Source organism: Mesorhizobium sp. M1088 (assembly GCF_040318575.1).
Classification (GTDB): Bacteria; Pseudomonadota; Alphaproteobacteria; order Rhizobiales; family Rhizobiaceae; genus Mesorhizobium.
Genome location: NZ_JAMYMO010000005.1, coordinates 277,753 through 295,616 on the forward strand (window position 1 = coordinate 277,753; position 17,864 = coordinate 295,616).

19 protein-coding genes and 1 pseudogene are annotated in these 17,864 nt (G+C 63.3%); 11 read left to right on the forward strand and 9 right to left on the reverse strand.

Annotation, left to right across the window (positions count from 1 at the left end; genetic code table 11):
* Positions 1 to 22: 22 nt before the first annotated feature.
* The 5 genes from NKH49_RS09445 to NKH49_RS09465 all read left to right on the forward strand — a co-directional run bounded on the left by NKH49_RS09445 (position 23) and on the right by NKH49_RS09465 (position 6,083).
* Positions 23 to 1,153, forward strand: coding sequence for a patatin-like phospholipase family protein (locus NKH49_RS09445; RefSeq protein ID WP_352613559.1), 1,131 nt, complete (start codon positions 23 to 25; stop codon positions 1,151 to 1,153).
* 16 nt (positions 1,154 to 1,169) lie between these two features.
* Entirely contained in the window at positions 1,170 to 1,313 is a 144-nt protein-coding gene (locus tag NKH49_RS09450; RefSeq protein WP_352613438.1) for a hypothetical protein, read from the forward strand.
* A gap of 122 nt (positions 1,314 to 1,435) precedes the next feature.
* On the forward strand, positions 1,436 to 2,647 hold the full coding sequence (locus NKH49_RS09455; RefSeq protein ID WP_352613440.1) for an efflux RND transporter periplasmic adaptor subunit: 1,212 nt from the start codon (positions 1,436 to 1,438) through the stop codon (positions 2,645 to 2,647).
* Between the two features lie 2 nt (positions 2,648 to 2,649).
* Positions 2,650 to 5,826 carry an efflux RND transporter permease subunit gene (locus NKH49_RS09460; protein WP_352613442.1) on the forward strand — a complete coding sequence of 1,059 codons (3,177 nt, stop codon included), beginning with the start codon at positions 2,650 to 2,652 and terminating at the stop codon, positions 5,824 to 5,826.
* Positions 5,827 to 5,924: 98 nt separating this feature from the next.
* Positions 5,925 to 6,083: a DUF3309 family protein gene (locus NKH49_RS09465; RefSeq protein ID WP_023678456.1), complete on the forward strand. Its 159-nt coding sequence runs from the start codon at positions 5,925 to 5,927 to the stop codon at positions 6,081 to 6,083.
* Positions 6,084 to 6,149: 66 nt separating this feature from the next.
* Here the strand turns inward: NKH49_RS09465 and NKH49_RS09470 are convergent, their stop codons facing one another.
* Entirely contained in the window at positions 6,150 to 7,109 is a 960-nt protein-coding gene (locus NKH49_RS09470) for an SDR family oxidoreductase (protein WP_352613444.1), read from the reverse strand.
* A gap of 93 nt (positions 7,110 to 7,202) precedes the next feature.
* Here NKH49_RS09470 and NKH49_RS09475 point away from each other — a divergent pair, with 93 nt between their 5' ends.
* The gene (locus tag NKH49_RS09475) at positions 7,203 to 8,114 is read left to right on the forward strand and encodes a LysR family transcriptional regulator (RefSeq protein ID WP_352613446.1); all 912 of its coding nucleotides are present in this window, start codon (positions 7,203 to 7,205) and stop codon (positions 8,112 to 8,114) included.
* On the opposite strand, the gene NKH49_RS09480 is transcribed toward NKH49_RS09475, so the two are convergent.
* The 4 genes from NKH49_RS09480 to NKH49_RS09495 all read right to left on the reverse strand — a co-directional run bounded on the left by NKH49_RS09480 (position 8,072) and on the right by NKH49_RS09495 (position 11,005).
* Complete coding sequence (locus NKH49_RS09480; RefSeq protein WP_352613448.1) at positions 8,072 to 9,253, reverse strand: MFS transporter; 1,182 nt, start codon at positions 9,251 to 9,253, stop codon at positions 8,072 to 8,074. The two genes, NKH49_RS09475 and NKH49_RS09480, sit on opposite strands and share 43 nt — an antisense overlap.
* A 146-nt stretch (positions 9,254 to 9,399) precedes the next feature.
* A complete protein-coding gene (locus tag NKH49_RS09485; protein ID WP_352613450.1) occupies positions 9,400 to 9,861 on the reverse strand; it encodes a cupin domain-containing protein in 462 nt (153 codons plus the stop codon).
* A gap of 11 nt (positions 9,862 to 9,872) precedes the next feature.
* Positions 9,873 to 10,181 carry a DUF1244 domain-containing protein gene (locus NKH49_RS09490; RefSeq protein ID WP_352613452.1) on the reverse strand — a complete coding sequence of 103 codons (309 nt, stop codon included), beginning with the start codon at positions 10,179 to 10,181 and terminating at the stop codon, positions 9,873 to 9,875.
* 26 nt (positions 10,182 to 10,207) lie between these two features.
* Positions 10,208 to 11,005, reverse strand: a complete 798-nt coding sequence (locus NKH49_RS09495; protein ID WP_352613454.1) for an N-formylglutamate amidohydrolase — start codon at positions 11,003 to 11,005, stop codon at positions 10,208 to 10,210.
* Between the two features lie 285 nt (positions 11,006 to 11,290).
* Here NKH49_RS09495 and NKH49_RS09500 point away from each other — a divergent pair, with 285 nt between their 5' ends.
* The 3 genes from NKH49_RS09500 (at position 11,291) to NKH49_RS09510 (ending at position 14,462) form a co-directional block, all read left to right on the forward strand.
* Entirely contained in the window at positions 11,291 to 11,737 is a 447-nt protein-coding gene (locus NKH49_RS09500; protein ID WP_502894514.1) for a DUF1036 domain-containing protein, read from the forward strand.
* The gene (pyk, locus tag NKH49_RS09505; protein ID WP_352613456.1) at positions 11,734 to 13,164 is read left to right on the forward strand and encodes a pyruvate kinase; all 1,431 of its coding nucleotides are present in this window, start codon (positions 11,734 to 11,736) and stop codon (positions 13,162 to 13,164) included. The genes NKH49_RS09500 and pyk overlap by 4 nt, the downstream gene beginning before the upstream one ends.
* Before the next feature lie 215 nt (positions 13,165 to 13,379).
* Entirely contained in the window at positions 13,380 to 14,462 is a 1,083-nt protein-coding gene (locus NKH49_RS09510) for an NAD(P)H-dependent flavin oxidoreductase (protein ID WP_352613458.1), read from the forward strand.
* A 94-nt stretch (positions 14,463 to 14,556) separates the two neighbouring features.
* Here NKH49_RS09510 and NKH49_RS09515 read toward each other — a convergent pair whose 3' ends face one another.
* On the reverse strand, positions 14,557 to 15,156 hold the full coding sequence (locus NKH49_RS09515; protein WP_352489294.1) for a tetratricopeptide repeat protein: 600 nt from the start codon (positions 15,154 to 15,156) through the stop codon (positions 14,557 to 14,559).
* A gap of 94 nt (positions 15,157 to 15,250) precedes the next feature.
* Entirely contained in the window at positions 15,251 to 15,376 is a 126-nt protein-coding gene (gene ykgO / locus NKH49_RS09520; RefSeq protein WP_006327841.1) for a type B 50S ribosomal protein L36, read from the reverse strand.
* A 324-nt stretch (positions 15,377 to 15,700) separates the two neighbouring features.
* Here ykgO and NKH49_RS09525 point away from each other — a divergent pair.
* Positions 15,701 to 15,885, forward strand: a pseudogene (locus NKH49_RS09525) (lysozyme inhibitor LprI family protein); the annotation flags it as partial.
* Positions 15,886 to 15,891: 6 nt separating this feature from the next.
* Positions 15,892 to 16,023: a hypothetical protein gene (locus tag NKH49_RS09530; RefSeq protein WP_352613562.1), complete on the forward strand. Its 132-nt coding sequence runs from the start codon at positions 15,892 to 15,894 to the stop codon at positions 16,021 to 16,023.
* Positions 16,024 to 16,115: 92 nt separating this feature from the next.
* Here NKH49_RS09530 and NKH49_RS09535 read toward each other — a convergent pair whose 3' ends face one another.
* Positions 16,116 to 17,192 (reverse strand): 5-(carboxyamino)imidazole ribonucleotide synthase, encoded by a 1,077-nt coding sequence (locus tag NKH49_RS09535; protein WP_352471166.1) that lies wholly within the window; start codon positions 17,190 to 17,192, stop codon positions 16,116 to 16,118.
* A complete protein-coding gene (purE, locus tag NKH49_RS09540) occupies positions 17,189 to 17,686 on the reverse strand; it encodes a 5-(carboxyamino)imidazole ribonucleotide mutase (protein ID WP_023678468.1) in 498 nt (165 codons plus the stop codon). Before purE ends, NKH49_RS09535 begins: the two co-directional genes overlap by 4 nt.
* Positions 17,687 to 17,864 lie beyond the last annotated feature (178 nt).

A 17,864-nucleotide genomic window follows, 5' to 3' on the forward strand; every position in this document is an offset into this window, starting at 1 on the left:
TCCAGCGGTCAAGGGCCACGCCATGCCGAAAAATGGCAAGGCGGAAGAGCCAAAGAAGATCAATGTCGCGCTGCAAGGCGGCGGCTCGCACGGGGCGTTTTCCTGGGGCGTGCTCGATCGGCTGCTCGAGGACGGGCGCCTCGACATAACGGCGGTTTCGGGCACCAGCGCCGGCGCCATGAATGCCGTGGCGCTGGCCGACGGCTTTGTCCGCGGCGGTGTCGAGGGCGCGCGGCGGAAGCTCGACGATTTCTGGCGTGCGGTGGCGGCAAAGGGCCGCTTCAGCCCGGTACAGCGCATGCCCTGGGACGTCGCCTGGGGCAATTGGTCGATCGAGAACACGCCCGGCTATTTCCTGTTCGATACGATGTCTCGGGTATTTTCGCCCTATGTCGCCAATCCGCTCGCCATCAATCCGCTGCGCGACGTGGTCGAACGTGAGATCGATTTCGACAATGTGCGCGCCTGCAAGTCGATTGAACTGTTCATTTCCGCTACCAATGTCGAGACCGGCCAGTTGCGGGTCTTCTCGGACGGCGAGATCGACCTCGACACGGTGATGGCGTCGGCCTGCTTGCCGCAATTGTTCCGTGCCGTCGAGATCAAGGGCGTGCCCTATTGGGATGGCGGTTATGGCGGCAACCCGGCATTGTTCCCGTTCTTCAAGACGGCGGCCACCGAGGACGTGCTTTTGGTGCAGATCAATCCGGTGGTCCGCGAGGGAACGCCGAAGAGCGCCAATGAGATCCAGAACCGCATCGACGAGATCACCTTCAATGCCGGGCTGTTGCGCGAATTCCGCTCGATCGCCTTCGTCAAGGAACTGATCGCCGCCGGCCGATTGCCGCACGGCGAATATCGCGACATCCGCATGCACCGCATCGATGCCGACGAAGCGTTCAAGGATCTGTCGGCATCGTCCAAGGTCAATGCCGAATGGGCGTTCCTTGCCTATCTGCGCGACCTCGGCCGCACCGCAGCCAGTGATTGGCTGGAAGAAAATTATGACGCCGTCGGCAAGCGGCCGACGATCGATCTGTCCGGCGAACTCGACGACGGCTTGAAGCCGGTGCGCGGGCCGGCGCCGGGCCGGCGGGTCAAGGAATTTCTTGCGGCGCGCAAGCAGCCCGAGGCCGCCCGCCGTCCGGCCTAGCTGCTTCGCAAAGCAGATGGCATTCGCAATCTGTTCAATCATCCTGACACTTGCTGCCATGCCGCTGTTTTGGCAATCAACAGCCGATGCTGCGGCCGCATCTTTGCGGACAAAGCAACAATCCATCAACTTTTCTGACTATATTGCGATGCAACTTTGAGGTAGAAGCGCGCTTCGCCGATCACGGCAATTTGAATACGGCCTCGCGCGCACCCATATCGGCGACGCGCCCCAAGTAGAAGATGCGGCCTGGCCGAACCCCGCGCACTGGAAAAAATGACGATGCCGAAATTCAGGTTTCACAAGCTTGCAGCCATTGTTGTGCTCATCGGGTTCGCTGGCTGGATGGCGACAGGCGAGTTCTCGTCCGTCGGCAGCGCGTCCGCCGACAACAAGCCCAAGGCAGGAGAGGTCGAGCAGCCCAAGGCAGCCGACGCAGGCAAGCCCCAAACTGGCAAACAGGGGGCTGCCAAGCCGGGGACTGCCGAGGCGGAACAGCCCAAGGCGCCGTTACGCACGGTCGCGATCATAACCCCGCCGCGGCGCACCTATGCACGCGCTATCCGCATTTCCGGACTGACCGAAGCCGACAAGCGCGCCGTCCTGGCGACACGCGTCGCCGGCGTCATCGACAAGCTGCCGGTCAAGCAGGGTCAGCATGTCAAGACCGGCGACCTGATCCTGATGCTTGCCGCCGAGGAAAAAATCTCGGCGGTCGACAACGCCAAGCAGCTTGTCGTGCAACGTGAGGCAGAGCTGGCAGCTGCCCTGCGGCTGATGAAAACCGGCAATCTGCCCAAGCTGCAGCTCGACACGGCCCGCTCCAACCTGACGCTGGCCAAGTCGCAACTGGAGGCCGTGCAAGCCGAGCTCGACCGCAACGAGGTGAAGGCGCCCTTCGACGGCGTCATCGACCGGGTGCCAGTGGAGCTTGGCAGTTCCGTCATGCAGGGCGGCGAAGTGGCGACCATTCTGAAGCTCGATCCGGTGATCGCCCGCGGCGAAGTCAGCGAACGCGATCTCGGCTATCTGAAGATCGGCGACAAGGCCGATGTGCGTCTGGTCAGCGGCCAGAATGTCGAGGGCACGGTGCGCTACATCAGCCGCGATGCATCTTCGGCAACCCGTACCTTCCGCGTCGAAGTCGCCATCCCCAACGCTGATGGTTCCGTACCGGCCGGCATGACGGCAGAAATTGCGCTCAGCGCCCAGCCGACCGACGCCGTCATGCTGCCGCGCTCGGTGGTGACGCTCGGCGACAAGGGCGATCTCGGCATTCGCGCCGTCGACAAGGACGACAAGGTCGTGTTCTTCCCGATCGACCTGGTCGACGACACGCCGACCGGCCTGGTGCTCGGCGGCATTCCGGCCGACGCCCGCATCATCGTCGCCGGCCAGGAGCTGGTGAAGGAAGGCGAAGTGGTCAAGCCGGTCGAAGCCGACCAGGCGACCATTCAAAAGCTGTTGGGCGAAGCGACGGCCGGGACGCAGTAATCATGGACATCGTCAAACTTGCAATCAGCAATGCCCGGCTGACCATTTCGGTCCTGGTCTTTCTCATCCTTGCCGGTGCGGTCGCTTACCAGTCGACGCCGAAGGAAGCGGAACCCGACGTTCCGATTCCGATGATGTATGTCAGTCTGATCTACCAGGGCATCTCGCCGGAAGACTCCGAACGCCTCCTGCTGCGGCCGATGGAAGCCAAGCTGAAGAGCCTGAAGGGCCTGAAGGAGATGCGGTCGGCCGCCTTCCAGGGCGGCGGTTATGTGCTCGTCGAATTCCAGCCACAGACGGACCTCGCCACCGCGCTGCAGGACACACGCAGCAAGGTGCAGGACGGCAAGGCCGACCTGCCGCAAGCGGCTGAGGAGCCCGTGGTCTCCGAGGTCAACATCTCCGAGTTCCCCGTCCTGGTCGTGACGCTGTCGGGCGAGGTGCCCGAGCGTGTGCTGACGGCGGCGGCGCGCGAACTGCGCGACCGCATCGAGGAAGTGCCGGGCGTGCTCGAGGGCTCATTGCAGGGCGCGCGCGACGACCTCGTCGAAGTGGTCATCGATCCGATGAAGCTGTCTTCCTACGGGCTGCAGCTCGACCAGTTGATCGGTGCGGTCGGCGCTTCCAACAGTCTTGTCGCCGCCGGCAACATCGAAGGATCCGAGGGCAAATACGCGGTCAAGGTGCCCTCGCTTATCGAGACACCAGAGGATGTGGCGGCGCTTCCGGTCGTCGCCGGCCCCAATGCGGTGGTGCAGGCCAAGGACATTGCCACCATCCGCTCCACATTCAAGGACGCCGAGACGGTCACCCGCCTCGACGGCAAGCCGGCGATCGCCATCGAGGTGAAGAAGCGCATCGGCTCCAACCTGATCGATACGATTGGCAAGGTCAGGGAGGTGTCCGACGCCTTTATCAAGACGATGCCGGAGGGCATGCACGTCACCTACACGCAAGACAAGTCGGTCTTCGTGAACCAGTTGCTCGGCGACCTGCAGAACCACGTGATGATCGCCGTGATCCTGGTGTTCATCGTCATTCTCTACGCGCTGTCTGGCCGTGCCTCGCTGCTGATCGGATTGGCCATCCCCTCGTCCTTCCTGATCGGCATCCTGTTGCTGGCAATGATGGGCTACACGATCAACATGATCGTGCTGTTCAGCCTCATCCTGGCGGTCGGCATGCTGGTCGACGACGCCATCATCGTCACCGAATTCGCCGAGCGCCGCATGAGCGAGGGCATGCCGAAGGAGCAAGCGTTCGCGCTTGCCGCCAAGCGCATGGCCGGCCCGGTCATCGCGGCGACGATGACGCGCATTGCCGCCTTCTCGCCGCTGTTGTTCTGGCCGGGCATCATCGGCGACTTCATGAAATACATGCCGATCACGCTGATCGTGACGCTCTCGGCCTCGATGCTCTATGCGCTGGTCTTCGCGCCGACGCTGGGCGCGATATTTGCCAAGGCGCCGGCTCATCACCCCGACGACAATCGCGACGGCTGGTACATGGCCGTGGTCAAGCAGGCGGTGCATTATCCCATCACCGTGCTTGTCCTCACTGTGGCGCTGTTGTTCGGCGTCGGCTACGCCTATTCGAAATTCGGCGCCGGCGTCGAATTCTTCCCGAATGTCGAGCCTGACTACGGCCTGCTCTATGTCCACGCCCGCGGCAATCTTTCGCTCGCAGAAATGGACGCGGCCACCAAGACCGCGGAAAATCGGCTGCTCGGTTGGCCGGGCGTGAAGTCTGTCTATACCCGTGTCGGCAAGACGCAGGGCGGCGGCCAGGATGTTCCGGAAGACGTGGTTGGCGTGATCCAGTACGAATTCGTCGACTGGCGCGAGCGTAAATCGGCGAATTCAATCCTGGACGAACTGCGCGGCGTCATGGCCGGCATTCCCGGTGTCGACGTCGAGGTTCGCGTGCCGGAAGCCGGCCCGCCTACCGGCAAGCCGATCCAGATCAGGCTTTCGGCCGTCGATCCGAAGGGCCTTGACGACAAGGCCCGCGCCGTCGCCGCGCGCATTGCCAAGGTGCCCGGCGTCATCGATATTTCCGACGGTCTGGCGCCGCCCGGCGTCGACTGGGCGCTCGAGGTCGATCGCGCCAAGGCGGCGCAGTACGGCATCAGCCCGACCGCGGTCGGGACGGTCGTGCAATTGGTGACCAACGGGCTGAAGCTCAGCGAGTACCGGCCCGCCGGCGCCGACGATGCGGTCGACATCAGACTGCGCCTGCCCGAAGATCGGCGCACGCTGTCGACGCTCGACGAACTCAGGGTGCAGACCGCGCAAGGCTCGGTGCCGATCTCGAACTTCGTCGTGCGCAAGCCGGAGCCGACGGTCGGTATCCTCAACCGCATCGACGGTGCGCGAACGGTCGTCGTCCAGGCCAACGTCGCTGCCGGCGCCCAGGTGGCTGCCGTCCAGCAGGAGGTCACCAAAGCTGTCGCCGACATGAACCTCAGCAGCGGCATTCGCTGGAAGCTTGCCGGTTCGAATGAGGACAGCGCAGAGGCTGGTGCCTTCCTCAGCAAAGCCTTCGGTGCGGCGATCTTCCTGATCTTCATCGTGCTTCTGGCGCAGTTCAACAAGTTCACCAGCGTCTGGCTGGTGCTGTCCTGCGTGGTCATGGCGACGATCGGCGTGTTCCTCGGGCTGCTGCTGACGGGAGAGGCATTCGGCATCGTCATGTCGGGCATCGGTGTCATCGCGCTGGCCGGAGTGGTGGTGAACAACAACATCGTGCTGATCGACACCTATGACCGGTTGCGCGAAGAGGGCTGGGACAAATACGAAGCCGTTCTGCAGACCTGCCGCGAACGTGCCCGTCCGGTGGTGCTGACGGCGGTGTCGGCGATCCTCGGCGTGCTGCCGATTGCTTTCGGCCTCGGCCTCGAAATCTTCCATCACGAGACGACGATCAACGCGCCGTCGACGCAATGGTGGATTTCGCTGTCCTCGGCGATCGTCTTCGGCCTGTCCTTCGCCACCGTGCTGACGCTGGTGGTGACGCCGTCGATGCTGATGGTGTTCACTCGCGCCAAGGTCAAACCCGGTGCGCGTCGGGGCTGGTTCAGCCGCCTGTTCGGGCGTCGCAAGGCCGAAATCCCGTCGAAAGGCCTGGACGCCGATCTGGGCGCCGAACCGGCGATCGCCTTCCCGAAGGCCGCCGAATAGAGTCCGGCTCGCCGTCCTGATCAAGCAAGGCCGCCCGGGAACAATGGGCGGCCTTCTGCATTGTTCCGTCATTGCAACCTCAAAGCGAGGATTTTCTGATGACGATCAGCACCATTCTCATCATTATCCTTATTCTTATTCTGATCGGCGCGGTTCCGGCGTGGCCGCATTCCCGGTCCTGGGGTTACGGACCATCCGGCATCGTCGGCGTCATCCTGATCGTTGTCCTGGTGCTGCTGTTGATGGGCCGGATCTGAGCGCAACCTTCCTCCCCGACCAGCGGCGGATGACCGTGAGGCCATCCGCCTTTTTTTGGTTTGTTGTTAGGCAGCTTTTTGCGTCGTCTTGATCGTGGCGATGCCGATATCCTCGAGCGCTTCCGACACCGCATTTTCCAGCGGCGTGTGCGGGATCGTACCGATGACGCTTTCCAGCCTGCCTGAAACCAGCCGGTGCGGCTCGAAGCGGAGATAGGACATCGAAACGATCTCGCGCCACATCGCCACGAACGGGCCGCCGGCACGCAGCACCCACCACGGCATCGACGTCAGTTTCAGCGTGCGTCCGAGCGCCTTCTCCGCGGCCGCCTTGATGTCCAGATCGGTCACCGCATGGCCAGGAAAGTTCAGCGCCTCGTAGAAGCCGAGCTTGTCGAGATTGTCAGCCAGCCCGACGAAGGCCTTGGCCAGGTCGGGCAGATAGGCCCATTCATGCACGAGATCGACCGGCCCTGGGGCGGTATAGACGCCCTTGGTCATCTTGGCGGCAACAACCAGATCGAACCACGATCCGCTGCCGGTGCCGCCGAAGAAATCACCAGCGCGCAACAGGATCGTGCGCACCAGACCCGCGTCGGCCTCGCGGCGAAACAGATCTTCCATGGCGACGCGGATACGGCCCTTTTCCGTCGTCGGGCGAAACGGCGTGTCTTCGGCGATCACCGCCGGCATCTGCGAGCCGTAATTGTAGACGGTGCCCGGGAAGAGATGCAGCGCGCCGTTCGCCCGGCAGGCAGCCATCACATTCTCGGCCATCGGCAGGCATTTGCTCCAGTCGGTGTAGAGCGGGTTGAGGCCGTTGAAAATGATATCGACGCCTTCGGTCGCGCGGATCAGCGCAGCACGGTCGAGCGCGTCGCCGGCGATCGCCGTGGCGCCTTTGAGCTCGGCCGGCACCTTGCCGCTGCGGGTGATGGCACGGACATCGTAGCCGGCATCGATGAAGGCCTTGGCCACCGTGCGGCCGAGGCGGCCATTGGCGCCGAGAATTGCGATCGTGGTCATTGTTCGTCTCCGTGTTGCGTTACGACCCCAATATTGTCTCTCCGCAAACGAATGGAAATTGACTACGACTGGCGATGTGATATTCAATTTTGAATGGATATTGACTGGAACCTGATCAAGAGTTTCGTCACCGTGGCGGAGACCGGCAGCCTGTCGGCGGCCGCACGAAAACTTGCCGCAAGCCAGCCGACGCTCGGCCGCCACATCGCCGAGCTGGAACAGGCGCTCGGCGTCACCCTGTTCCGGCGCGGGCGGCGTGGCTATGCGCTCACGGAAGCAGGCAGCACGCTCTTTGAACGGGGTCGCGCGGTGAGCGAGCAGGCGAGCGCCTTTTCGCTGCTGGCGCTGGGATCTGTCGAGGCGATAGAGGGTACGGTGCGCATTGCCGCCAGCGAGGTGGTGGCGGCCTATGTGCTGCCGGAAATCACAGCGAGGCTTGGGACCGAGGAGCCGGGCATCGAGGTCGAGATCGTCGCCTCGAACCAGGTCGAGAATCTGCTGCGTCGCGACGCCGATATCGCCATTCGCATGGTCAAGCCGGCGCAGAATGAACTGGTCGCGCGCAAGGTGACCGACATTCCGCTCCGCGCCTGCGCGGCAAAATCCTACCTCGACCGGCGTGGCCGTCCGCGCGAGGCCCGCGATCTTGCCGGCCATGATCTGGTCGGCTTCGACCGCAGCGATGAGATCATTCGCGGCTTCGCCCAGTTCGGCGTCCCGCTCGCCCGCAATGCCTTCCGCTTCAGGACCGATAATCAGATCGTGCTGTGGGAAGCAGTGCGGGCGGGAAACGGCATCGGCTTTGGCCAGCAGCCGCTCGCCGACCGTGATCCGCTGGTCGAGACAGTGCTGCCGGGTCTCCCGCTGCCGACGCTGCCGGTGTGGCTGGCCATGCACCGCGACGTGCGTACCAGCGTCCGCATCCGCCGCGTCGCGGATTTCCTCTACGAAGAGTTCAAGCGCTATTCAGCCGGTGCAGGCTCGGCAGCGAATTCGGCACGGTGAGCGAGGCCGGCCATCACCAGCACGACGACCAGCAGCCCGGACAGAGCGACGAAGATCGGGCCGAAGCTCGAGTGCTCGGCGATGAAGCCGATCGCCGACGGCGCCACCAGAATGCCTGAGTAACCCATTGTGGTGACGACGCTCATGCCGGTGCCGGACGCCATGCCCTCCTGGTTGCCGCCGGCCGAAAAGATGATCGGCACCATGTTGGCAATGCCGAGGCCGCAAAAGGCAAAGGCGGCAATGGCCAGCCAAGGCGAGGGAGCCAGCCCGGCCACCAGCATGCCGGCAGCCGCGGCAAGGGCCGAGGCGCGCAACGTCGTAACGGCACCGAAACGGTTGCGGACGCCATCGCCGAGGAAGCGCATGACGGCCATGACACCGGAAAAGGCGGCATAGGCCAGGCCTGCGACGGCAAGATCGGCGCCGAGTTCCTGCCGGAGATACAGCGCTGCCCAGTCGAGTACCGCGCCTTCGGAGATCATCGTCAGCAGCGCCATAAGTCCGACCAGATAGACCAGCGGATTTGCCGGCAACGCGAATTTGTGGTGCTCGGCGACCGGGTGCTTGTCCTCGGCGATCAGGTAGCGGATCGCTACGGCGATGACGGCAAAGGCAAGAGCCGTCACCACTGTCGCATGGGCGAGGTGACCGTAGTTCTGGATGGCGAAACCGCCCAAAGCGCCGCCGGCGAAACCGCCAAGGCTCCAGAAGCCGTGCGAGGACGACATGATGGCACGGGACAGCCGCCGTTCGACTGCCACTGCATTGGCATTCATGGCGACGTCCATGCCGCCGATCGAACCGCCGAAGATGAACATGGCGATGGCTGCAAGGGGCACGTTGGGGGCCAGAGCCACAACCAAAAGGCCGAAGCTGCCGGCAAGTCCGAACCAGCGCAGCACCGTGCGCGAGCCATGCTTCGAGATCAGATGGCCGCACCAGGTCATGGCGGTGACGGCGCCGGCACCGAACAACAGAATCAGCAAGCCGAGCGTGAACTTCGAAATGTCGAGTCGCGTCAGGAACACCGGGATCTGCGGCGCCCAACTGCCGGTCAAGAAGCCGTTGGCGAGGAAGATGCCGGCCACTGCCCAGCGTCCACGAATCGCGATCTGCGTGATTTTCTGCGCGTCCATCGGGTAGAATCCGGTCCGGAAATGGCGTTGCGCGGCAAATTAGATCGATTCAATTCACAGTCAAGCGCTCTTCGCCGAAAGTGCTTGGACCAGACGCTACGTCCTCTCGCGTCGGCCAACCATCTCGGCGGTCCACTCCGAAATCCCTACGGCTCGAGATAAGGCGCGCCATCCTTGTGCACAAACCGGCCGTCAGCGTTGGTGCTCATCATGTCGATGTCGGAGCAGGTGGCGACGTCGTCGGGCCAGCGCGAACCGACTTCGAGATAGATCGCCATCGCGCCCGATTTATTGATCATGTGATGGCCGTTGCCTGATCCTTTCGGAAAGGCCGCGCAATCACCGGCGCGCAGCACCGTCTCGCCGGCATCTTCGACGAGCGTCAGCTCGCCTTCAAGCACGTAGACGAATTCGTCTTCGTGCGAATGCCAGTGGCGCTGGCTCGACCAGTTGCCCGGCGGCAGGCGCATGAGATTGATGCCGAAGTCAGTGAGCCCGCCTGCGTTGCCTAGCCGCTGCCGCACGCGTTCGGCACAGGGTGCATCGAACGGCGGTGGATAGGATGAGCCCTTGCGTCCGGGCACGTCGGCAACGTCAATCTTAGGCACGGCGTCCTCCCCTAGTGATCCCTAGGGCGTCTTGCCTCGAACTCGGCCTTCTTGGCGTCGGAGGCTTCGACCTGATTCAGTGCCTGCCACTCGGCATAGGGCATGCCGTAGATGATCTTGCGCGACTGTTCCTTGCTGAGTTCGACACCTTCGGCTTGCGCCGCATCGCGGTACCAGTTGGACAGGCAGTTGCGGCAGAAGCCGGCGAGGTTCATCAGGTCGATGTTCTGTACGTCGGAACGCTCGCGCAGATGCGCGACCAGCCGGCGGAAGGCAGCGGCTTCGAAATCGCGCTTTTGTTCTTCGCTGAGTTCGGTCATGTCATGTTGGCCTCCCTTGGGCCTCATCATACCGGCCCGGTGCGAGAGCCGAATATTTTCACCGCATGTATATCGGCACGTCGATCTATCGCGTCAACGATCGGCGCCAGCCGTTCGGCCCAGGCGAGGGCACCCTTGCGGTCGGCGATCAGGTCCTGGCGGACCTCGAGCAGCGCATGGGCAAAGCCGTTGACGATGGCGTGCCTGAACATGGTATCGCCGCGCAGTGCGCCGTCATAGGGTTCGTTGTCGCCGACGATGAGGCTCTTGTCCTCGGCGAGCATGTCGATCAGCGGCCGCGCAACGCGGTCGTCCAGGTCCCACAATATGCCGGCGTGCCACGGCCGCACGAATCCCTGCATGGTCGGTGTGAAGGAATGCACCGAAAAGATGAAGGGTGCCTGCGCGGATGCTCGCGCCACAGAGGCGATCATGGCGCTGACGGCATCATGATAGGGGCGGTAAAAGCGGTCCAGCCGTCTTTCGCGCTCCTCCGGGGCCATGGGATAATTTCCCGGGATGATGGTGCCGTCATAGAGCTGACGAATCAGCGTTGGATCGTCTTCGCCGCGATTGGGGTCGATCAGCAGTCGCGAAAAATTGGCAAGCACGGCCGGAACGCCGAGCAGACTTGCGAGTTCGCGGGTTACAGTCTCGACGCCGATGTCGTAGGCGATGTGGCGGTCGAACTCCGCCGCCGGCAGGCCGAGACTGCCATACTCCTCCGGCAGGTCGCGGCGGGCGTGATCGGCCAGAAGCACCATGCCGCGCTTGCGATCGCCTTCGACGATATCGAAAGGCGCGAAAACTGTGGATCGGGTCATTGGCGGGAAAGGTCTGTTCGCTGGCTTTTGGGGAGGTGGTATCGTCATTCCACGAAGAGAACGCTTGCGCAATGCCGTTGTTTGGCCACGGTTTCTGCCAAAAAACTGAGCAGGGGCGACCGCAAGCGCGCCAGAGCCTTCTAAATCGATTGGAATTGGACAGATCGGCGCGTTGACATGCGTACCGAGTTTTCCGAAAAGGGGCGTTGAGAGATGCAAATGTGGTTCTTGAGGGGTTTCAGGATGGGTTTCGCCGGCAGGCTGCGTGTGCGCCACGCCTTGGCCATGCCGCTCCTGGTACCGGCCATGGGTCTTTTCGCGGTGATTTCGGCCTCGCCGGCACGGGCCGATTTCCGGGTCTGCAACGCCACGCAGAACCTGGTCGGTGTCGGCATCGGCTATCGCGCCAAAGCCGGCTGGATCACCGAAGGCTGGTGGCACATCGAAGGATCGAGCTGCAAGACGCTGATCGAGGGACCGTTGTCATCAAGGTTTTACTATCTTTATGCAGAAGACGCCGAGCGCGGCGGACGCTGGGATGGCCCGATCAACATGTGCGTGGCCGAAAAAGAGTTCAAGATCGCCGGCGTTACCGATTGCGTCGCCCGGGGCTTTCAGCGCGCCGGATTCCAGGAATATGACACGGGCGAGCAGGCAAGCTGGATGGTCCAGCTGACTGACGAGCCCGCAACGGATGGCGCTCCAGCCGCCCCGGGAACAAACAGTCAATGAGACGCAGCCGCAAGGTCAAGATCCTCGCCACCATCGGTCCGGCCTCCTCGTCCGAGGAGATGCTGAAGAAGCTGTTCGAAGCCGGCGCCGACGTGTTCCGCATCAATATGAGCCACACCGACCATGAATTGATGCGTACGCTTGTCGGCCGCATTCGTGCCGTCGAGGAGGCGGTCGGCCGGCCGATCGGCGTTCTCGCCGACCTGCAAGGGCCAAAGCTGCGCGTCGGCAAATTCGCCAACGGCAAAGAGGTGCTGACCGTCGGCCAGACCTTTACGCTCGATGACAATCCGGAGCCCGGCAATTCGACGAGGGTCTACCTGCCGCATCCCGAAATCCTGCGTTCGGTCGAGGCTGGTCATCGCCTGCTGATCGACGACGGCAAGCTCGAGCTCAAGGCGGTCAGCAGCAACGGCAAGGCGATCGTCTGCACCGTCGTCGCCGGCACCACCATTTCCGACAAGAAGGGCGTCAGCCTGCCCGACACCGACCTGCCGGTCGGCGCGCTGACGGAAAAGGACCGCCGGGATCTCGACGCGGTTCTGGCGACCGGCGTCGACTGGGTGGCGCTGTCCTTCGTGCAGCGGCCCGAGGACCTGGCCGAAGCGCGCAAGATCGCACGCGGCCGGGCGCTGATCATGGCCAAGATCGAAAAGCCGCAGGCCGTCGCCCGGCTGGCCGAGATCATCGAGCTTTCGGATGCGCTGATGGTCGCCCGCGGCGATCTCGGCGTCGAGATGCCTCTCGAAGCCGTGCCTGGCATTCAGAAGCAGATCACCCGCGCCGCGCGCCGTGCCGGCAAGCCGGTGGTGATCGCCACGCAGATGCTGGAATCGATGATCACCGCGCCGGTGCCGACGCGGGCCGAGGTGTCGGACGTGTCGATCGCCGTGTTTGAAGGCGCCGACGCGATCATGCTTTCGGCGGAGTCCGCCGCCGGCGCCTATCCGGTCGAGGCGGTGGCGATGATGAACCGGATCGCCACCAAGGTCGAAACCGACCCGACCTATGCCGGCATCATCAACGCGCAGCGCTCGGAACCGGAAGCGACCGGAGCCGACGCGATTTCGCTCGCCGCCCGCGAAATAGCCGAGACGCTGAAGCTGTCGGCGATCATCACCTATACCGCGTCCGGCACGACCGGCTTGCGCGCCGCGCGCGAGCGGCCGCAAGTGCCGATCGTGGCGCTGTCGCCGATCCTCAACACGGCGCGGCGGCTGTCGCTGTTGTGGGGCACGCATTGCGTCGTTTCCCCCGACGCCAGCGACCTCGACGACATGGTCGACCGCGCCTGCCGCATCGCCTTCGATGAAGGTTTCGGCAAGCCGGGCGACCGCGTCATCATCACGGCCGGCGTGCCGCTGAGGACGCCGGGCTCGACCAACATGTTGCGCATCGCCTATGTCGGATCGGAAGTCGGCCGCTAATGTCGGCCGCGGCTGCCGGATAGGCCGGCTGCATGGCGCGTCGTAAACACGGCGCCAGCCGGGCGCATCGACGGCAGTCGGGTTAGGATAGACGCCGAACTCCGCCAGCTTGCATCAGCCTGTGACCGGCCGTGAAGCGGTTCGAAGGCCCTATCCGACTTGAGCTGGAAGTCAGTTAAGGTAATCTCTCCTGGGAGAAAGAGGAGGGTGATCCAATGTGGATGCGCACTGATCTTCTGGAACTCCTCGGCATTGAGCACCCGATAATCCAGGCGCCGATGAGCGGCATCACCACGCCGGAACTGGCGGCGGCAGTCAGCAATGCCGGGGCGCTTGGCTCGCTCGGATGCGGCATTCTGCCTGCGGCGGCTATCCGCGAGCAGCTCACGGCGACACACCACGCCACCAATCGTCCGATCAACGTCAACTTCTTTGCGCACCCGGCGCCGATACACGATGATGTGGCAGCCCAAAGTATGCGAGACCGCCTTCGCGGCTGCTATGAGGAGGTCGGCCTCGGACCGGTGCCCGAGCCGGGCGAGCCCTTCCCCACCTTCGATCGTGAGCGCCTCGAAATTGTGCTCGAGCTGCGCCCCAAGGTGGTCAGCTTCCACTTCGGTCTACCCGACACCGCAATTGTGCAGCAGTTGAAGGCGGCCGGCTGTACTGTCTTGTGTTCGGCCACCACCGTCTCGGAAGCGCGCCAGCTTGAGGCAGGAGGGGTGGACGCCATTATCGCCCAGGGATACGAGGCGGGTGGGCATCGCGGCACATTCACTGGCGACCCTGCTATCGGCACAGCCGGCACTATGGCACTCGTACCGCAGATTGTTGATGCCGTGCGGGTGCCTGTAATTGCCGCTGGCGGTATCTTCGACGGTCGCGGCATTGCTGCCAGCTTTGCACTTGGTGCATCTGGTGTGCAGATCGGCACGGCTTTCCTGGCCTGTCCTGAAGCCAATGTGCAGCCAGTCTATCGCGTAGCATTGCGCTCGGCCAACGACGAGAGCACGTCGGTGACTCGCTGCTTCACTGGCCGCCCAGCGCGCGTGGTGCGCAACCGGTTTGTGATGGAAATGGCTGGTGAGGAAGATGCAGTGTTGGCGTTTCCGCTACAGGCGAGTCTGGTCATGCCGCTTTCGATGGCAAAGGATGAAAGCAAGCGGGCTGACTTTTTGCCTATTTGGGCCGGGCAGGGCGTTGCGAAGCTGCGGGAGATGCCGGCCGCCGCCCTTGTGGAGAAACTCGTCACGGAAGCAAACGGCATAGATCGGGCCTATAGGGGAGTAGGGGAGTAGGAGAGTAGGAGAGTAGGAGAGTAGGGCGCATGTGTTCCACAGTGCAATCTGCACCTCTCACATACTCCCTTACTCCCCTACTCCCTTACTGGTCTCAAATGCCTTCGCCGGCAAGCTCCTCGGAAAGTGCGGCGACCTGGTCCTGGGCGCTGCGCATCATTGGGTAGATGCCGAGCACGCGCTGCCAGGCCTCAAGTGCCGACTGCTTGTGGCCGGTTTCGGCCATGATCTGAGCCAGGCCCGAAAGCGCGCCGAAATGGCGTGGTTCGAGCTGCAGGGTGCGGTCGATGTCCGCCATCGACTTCCCGTAGTTCTTCATCATGAAATGAACAGTGGCGCGCCGGTTCCAGCCTTCCGCATAGGTCGGCTGCAAAGTCACAACCTGATCGAGGAAATCGAGTGCAACATCGAATTTCTGGTTTTCGATCGCCTTCTGCGACCATTGCATCATCAGGTCGATAGAGGCGCTGCCCGACTGGGACCACTCGCTGCCGATCCGTCCGGCGATGCGCTCGGCCGCCTTTTCATTGCGTTCGCGCTTGAGATCGGCAAACAGCTGATCGAGCCGCGCCTGTTTCGTCTTGACGACCGGAGGTGCTGCCGGCGGAGTTGTGGTCGGATCTTCAGCCCACGCCGGCAGCGAGACAGCGCCGGAAACGAGGAAGGCCGTGAAAAATGCAAAAAGAATCCGCATCGCGGGAATCTAGCCCCCGACGCCGGATCGTCAAACTGAATTTAGCGTGAGAGTCGTATCATGCGAACGGAGGCGCCCAGCCTCCGTCGAAAACTCAACCCTGGCGCGCCTTGTAGCGCGGCGCGGTCTTGTTGATGATGTAGACGCGGCCCTTGCGACGAACCAGCTGGTTGTCGCGGTGACGCGCCTTCAACGCCTTGAGCGAATTCTTGATTTTCATGGTCTTGCCCGTCGGTCTGGGCCCGGTCACGGGCCGAATTATTAAGGCGCGCCCACAGACGCGCCTTTGAACTGTGCGTGGCTCATAGACGAGGAGCGTTGCCCGTGTCAACCGCAAGCGCGTTGCCTAAACGACACGGACCGTTCCGTATCATCAAATATCCGCCACTGGCGTTGCGCGGGACTGAGACGGCTGGAATGATGCGGTTGCGAATTGGAGATCGTCATGCGCCGAATTCTTGTGTCCGCCTGTCTTGTCGTCCTCGCGGCAGGTTCTGTTGCCTATGCGCAGGAATGCGATCGCAACGACGACAGCCAGCAGATGATGAACATCTGCGCCGACGCGGACTACAAATCCGCCGACGCCAAGCTCAACAAGGCCTACCAGGATATCATCGGCGGAAGTGACGCAAAAGCCAGGAAGCTGTTGCAGACGGCGCAGCGCGCTGGATCGCTTTTCGCGACGCGGAATGCAGCTATTCGGCCGCGGACAGCGAAGGCGGCTCGATCTATCCGATGCTGATATCGGAATGCCTGACGCGGCTGACCGACGATCGCACCAAGCAGCTCACCGCCGATTCGACCTGCGCGGAAGGCGATGTTAGCTGCGCCAGCCCCGACGAGGACGAGAGCGGCGAAATCCAGTAAGCGTAGGTTCTAACGTTGTGTTTGAGCATGATCTTTTCCGAAATCCGGATTCCACTTTTCGCTAGCGCGGACCTTCGGTTCGGGATCATGCTCTAGCTGCGGCGGCTCACGCGCGTAAAATGGCCCATCTTGCGGCCGGGCCGCGCCTCGGCCTTGCCATAGAGGTGCAGCATCAGATCGGGCTCGGCGAGCAGCTCAGGAACGCGCCTGACATCGTCGCCGATCAGGTTTTCCATGACGCAGTCGAACTGCCGGGCGGGATTTCCCAGCGGCAGGCCCGCGACGGCGCGGATGTGCTGCTCGAATTGCGAGATGGTGCAGGCGGCCTCCGTCCAGTGGCCGGAATTGTGGACGCGCGGCGCTATCTCGTTGGCCAACAGCGAACCGTCGGCAAGGACAAAGAATTCGACGCCGATGACGCCGACATAGTCGAGCGCTGCAAGGATCTCTGCCGCCGCCGTTTGAGCCGCAGCCGCCGTCTCGGATTTTACTCCGCCCGGCAGCGTCGAGCTGTGAAGAATACCGTTGCGATGGACATTCCACGCTGGATCGTAGGCGGCGAGCGAGCCGTCGCTGCCGCGCGCGGCGATCACCGAAATCTCGCGCTCGAAGGTGACGAAGGATTCCAGGATCAACGGCACGTTGCCCATCGCCTCGCAAGTGCCGGCAAAGCCGCCTGTTTCCATGTTGCGGAAGACACGCTGGCCCTTGCCGTCATAGCCCATGCGGCGCGTCTTCAATATTCCGCTGCCGTTGAACTGTTTCAGCGCAGCCGTCAGTTCCTCGTCATTGTCGACGGGGCTGAAATCCGCGGTCGGTATGCCGATGCCGTTGAGGAATTTCTTTTCCGCCAGCCGGTCCTGCGCCACTTCCAGTGCGCGTGCCGGCGGATAGACCGGCACCGTAGAGGCAAGTGCCGCGGCGGCCGCGACCGGTACGTTCTCGAATTCATAAGTAACGACGGCACTGGCCGCAGCCAGCTCGCTAAGCGCGGCCGCGTCGTCATAGGCGGCGACGATCTGCCGGTTGGCGACCTGTGCCGCCGGGCAATCCGGCTGCGGCTCCAGCACGACGATGCGGTAGCCGAGGCGGGCCGCGGCCATCGCCAGCATGCGGCCAAGCTGGCCGCCGCCGATGATGCCGATGCTCGATCCCGCCGGCAGGCTCACGGCGCGTCCGTGGGCTCGGCGGCCACCTTGGCGGTCTGCGCGGCGCGCCAGCTATCCAGCCGGGCGGCGAGCTTTTCGTCGCTCAGCGCCAGCACCGCGGCGGCCAGAAGGGCAGCGTTGGCGGCGCCGGCCTTGCCGATGGCCAAAGTGCCGACCGGAATGCCGGCCGGCATCTGCACGATTGATAGCAGCGAATCCTGGCCCGACAGCGTCTTTGATTCCACCGGCACGCCGAACACCGGCAGCGGCGTCATAGCCGCCGTCATGCCGGGCAGATGCGCCGCACCGCCGGCACCGGCGATGATCACCTTGTAGCCGGCCGCCTTGGCGCCCTTGGCGAAGTCATAGAGCCGGTCGGGCGTGCGGTGGGCCGAGACGATCAGCCGCTTATGCGGGATGCCAAGCGCCTCCAGCGTTTCGGCGGCGTGGCGCATCGTCGCCCAGTCGGACTGGCTGCCCATGATAATGGCGACGTCGGCGCGATGATCGTCCAAGCTTCTGCTCCCCGGCGACAAAGGCGCGCATTAGCGGAATTCGGGTGGAACAGCAAGGATGGCCCGAAACGGGTAGTGTCTCAGTCGTCTAATCGCGGACCGAAATGCAAGCCCAAATTTGTATTGAGGTGTCGTTTGCCGGGAGCACGGTCGTCTTCGCGGTCGACATGAAGCCGCC

Coding starts and splice junctions, on each gene's coding strand:
- NKH49_RS09445 (WP_352613559.1), top strand. CDS start 23: ATGCCGAAAAATGGCAAGGCGGAAGAGCCAAAGAAGATCAATGTCGCG.
- NKH49_RS09450 (WP_352613438.1), top strand. CDS start 1,170: ATGGCATTCGCAATCTGTTCAATCATCCTGACACTTGCTGCCATGCCG.
- NKH49_RS09455 (WP_352613440.1), top strand. CDS start 1,436: ATGCCGAAATTCAGGTTTCACAAGCTTGCAGCCATTGTTGTGCTCATC.
- NKH49_RS09460 (WP_352613442.1), top strand. CDS start 2,650: ATGGACATCGTCAAACTTGCAATCAGCAATGCCCGGCTGACCATTTCG.
- NKH49_RS09465 (WP_023678456.1), top strand. CDS start 5,925: ATGACGATCAGCACCATTCTCATCATTATCCTTATTCTTATTCTGATC.
- NKH49_RS09470 (WP_352613444.1), bottom strand. CDS start 7,109: ATGACCACGATCGCAATTCTCGGCGCCAATGGCCGCCTCGGCCGCACG.
- NKH49_RS09475 (WP_352613446.1), top strand. CDS start 7,203: ATGGATATTGACTGGAACCTGATCAAGAGTTTCGTCACCGTGGCGGAG.
- NKH49_RS09480 (WP_352613448.1), bottom strand. CDS start 9,253: ATGGACGCGCAGAAAATCACGCAGATCGCGATTCGTGGACGCTGGGCA.
- NKH49_RS09490 (WP_352613452.1), bottom strand. CDS start 10,181: ATGACCGAACTCAGCGAAGAACAAAAGCGCGATTTCGAAGCCGCTGCC.
- NKH49_RS09495 (WP_352613454.1), bottom strand. CDS start 11,005: ATGACCCGATCCACAGTTTTCGCGCCTTTCGATATCGTCGAAGGCGAT.
- NKH49_RS09500 (WP_502894514.1), top strand. CDS start 11,291: ATGCCGCTCCTGGTACCGGCCATGGGTCTTTTCGCGGTGATTTCGGCC.
- pyk (WP_352613456.1), top strand. CDS start 11,734: ATGAGACGCAGCCGCAAGGTCAAGATCCTCGCCACCATCGGTCCGGCC.
- NKH49_RS09510 (WP_352613458.1), top strand. CDS start 13,380: ATGTGGATGCGCACTGATCTTCTGGAACTCCTCGGCATTGAGCACCCG.
- NKH49_RS09515 (WP_352489294.1), bottom strand. CDS start 15,156: ATGCGGATTCTTTTTGCATTTTTCACGGCCTTCCTCGTTTCCGGCGCT.
- ykgO (WP_006327841.1), bottom strand. CDS start 15,376: ATGAAAATCAAGAATTCGCTCAAGGCGTTGAAGGCGCGTCACCGCGAC.
- NKH49_RS09530 (WP_352613562.1), top strand. CDS start 15,892: ATGCTGATATCGGAATGCCTGACGCGGCTGACCGACGATCGCACCAAG.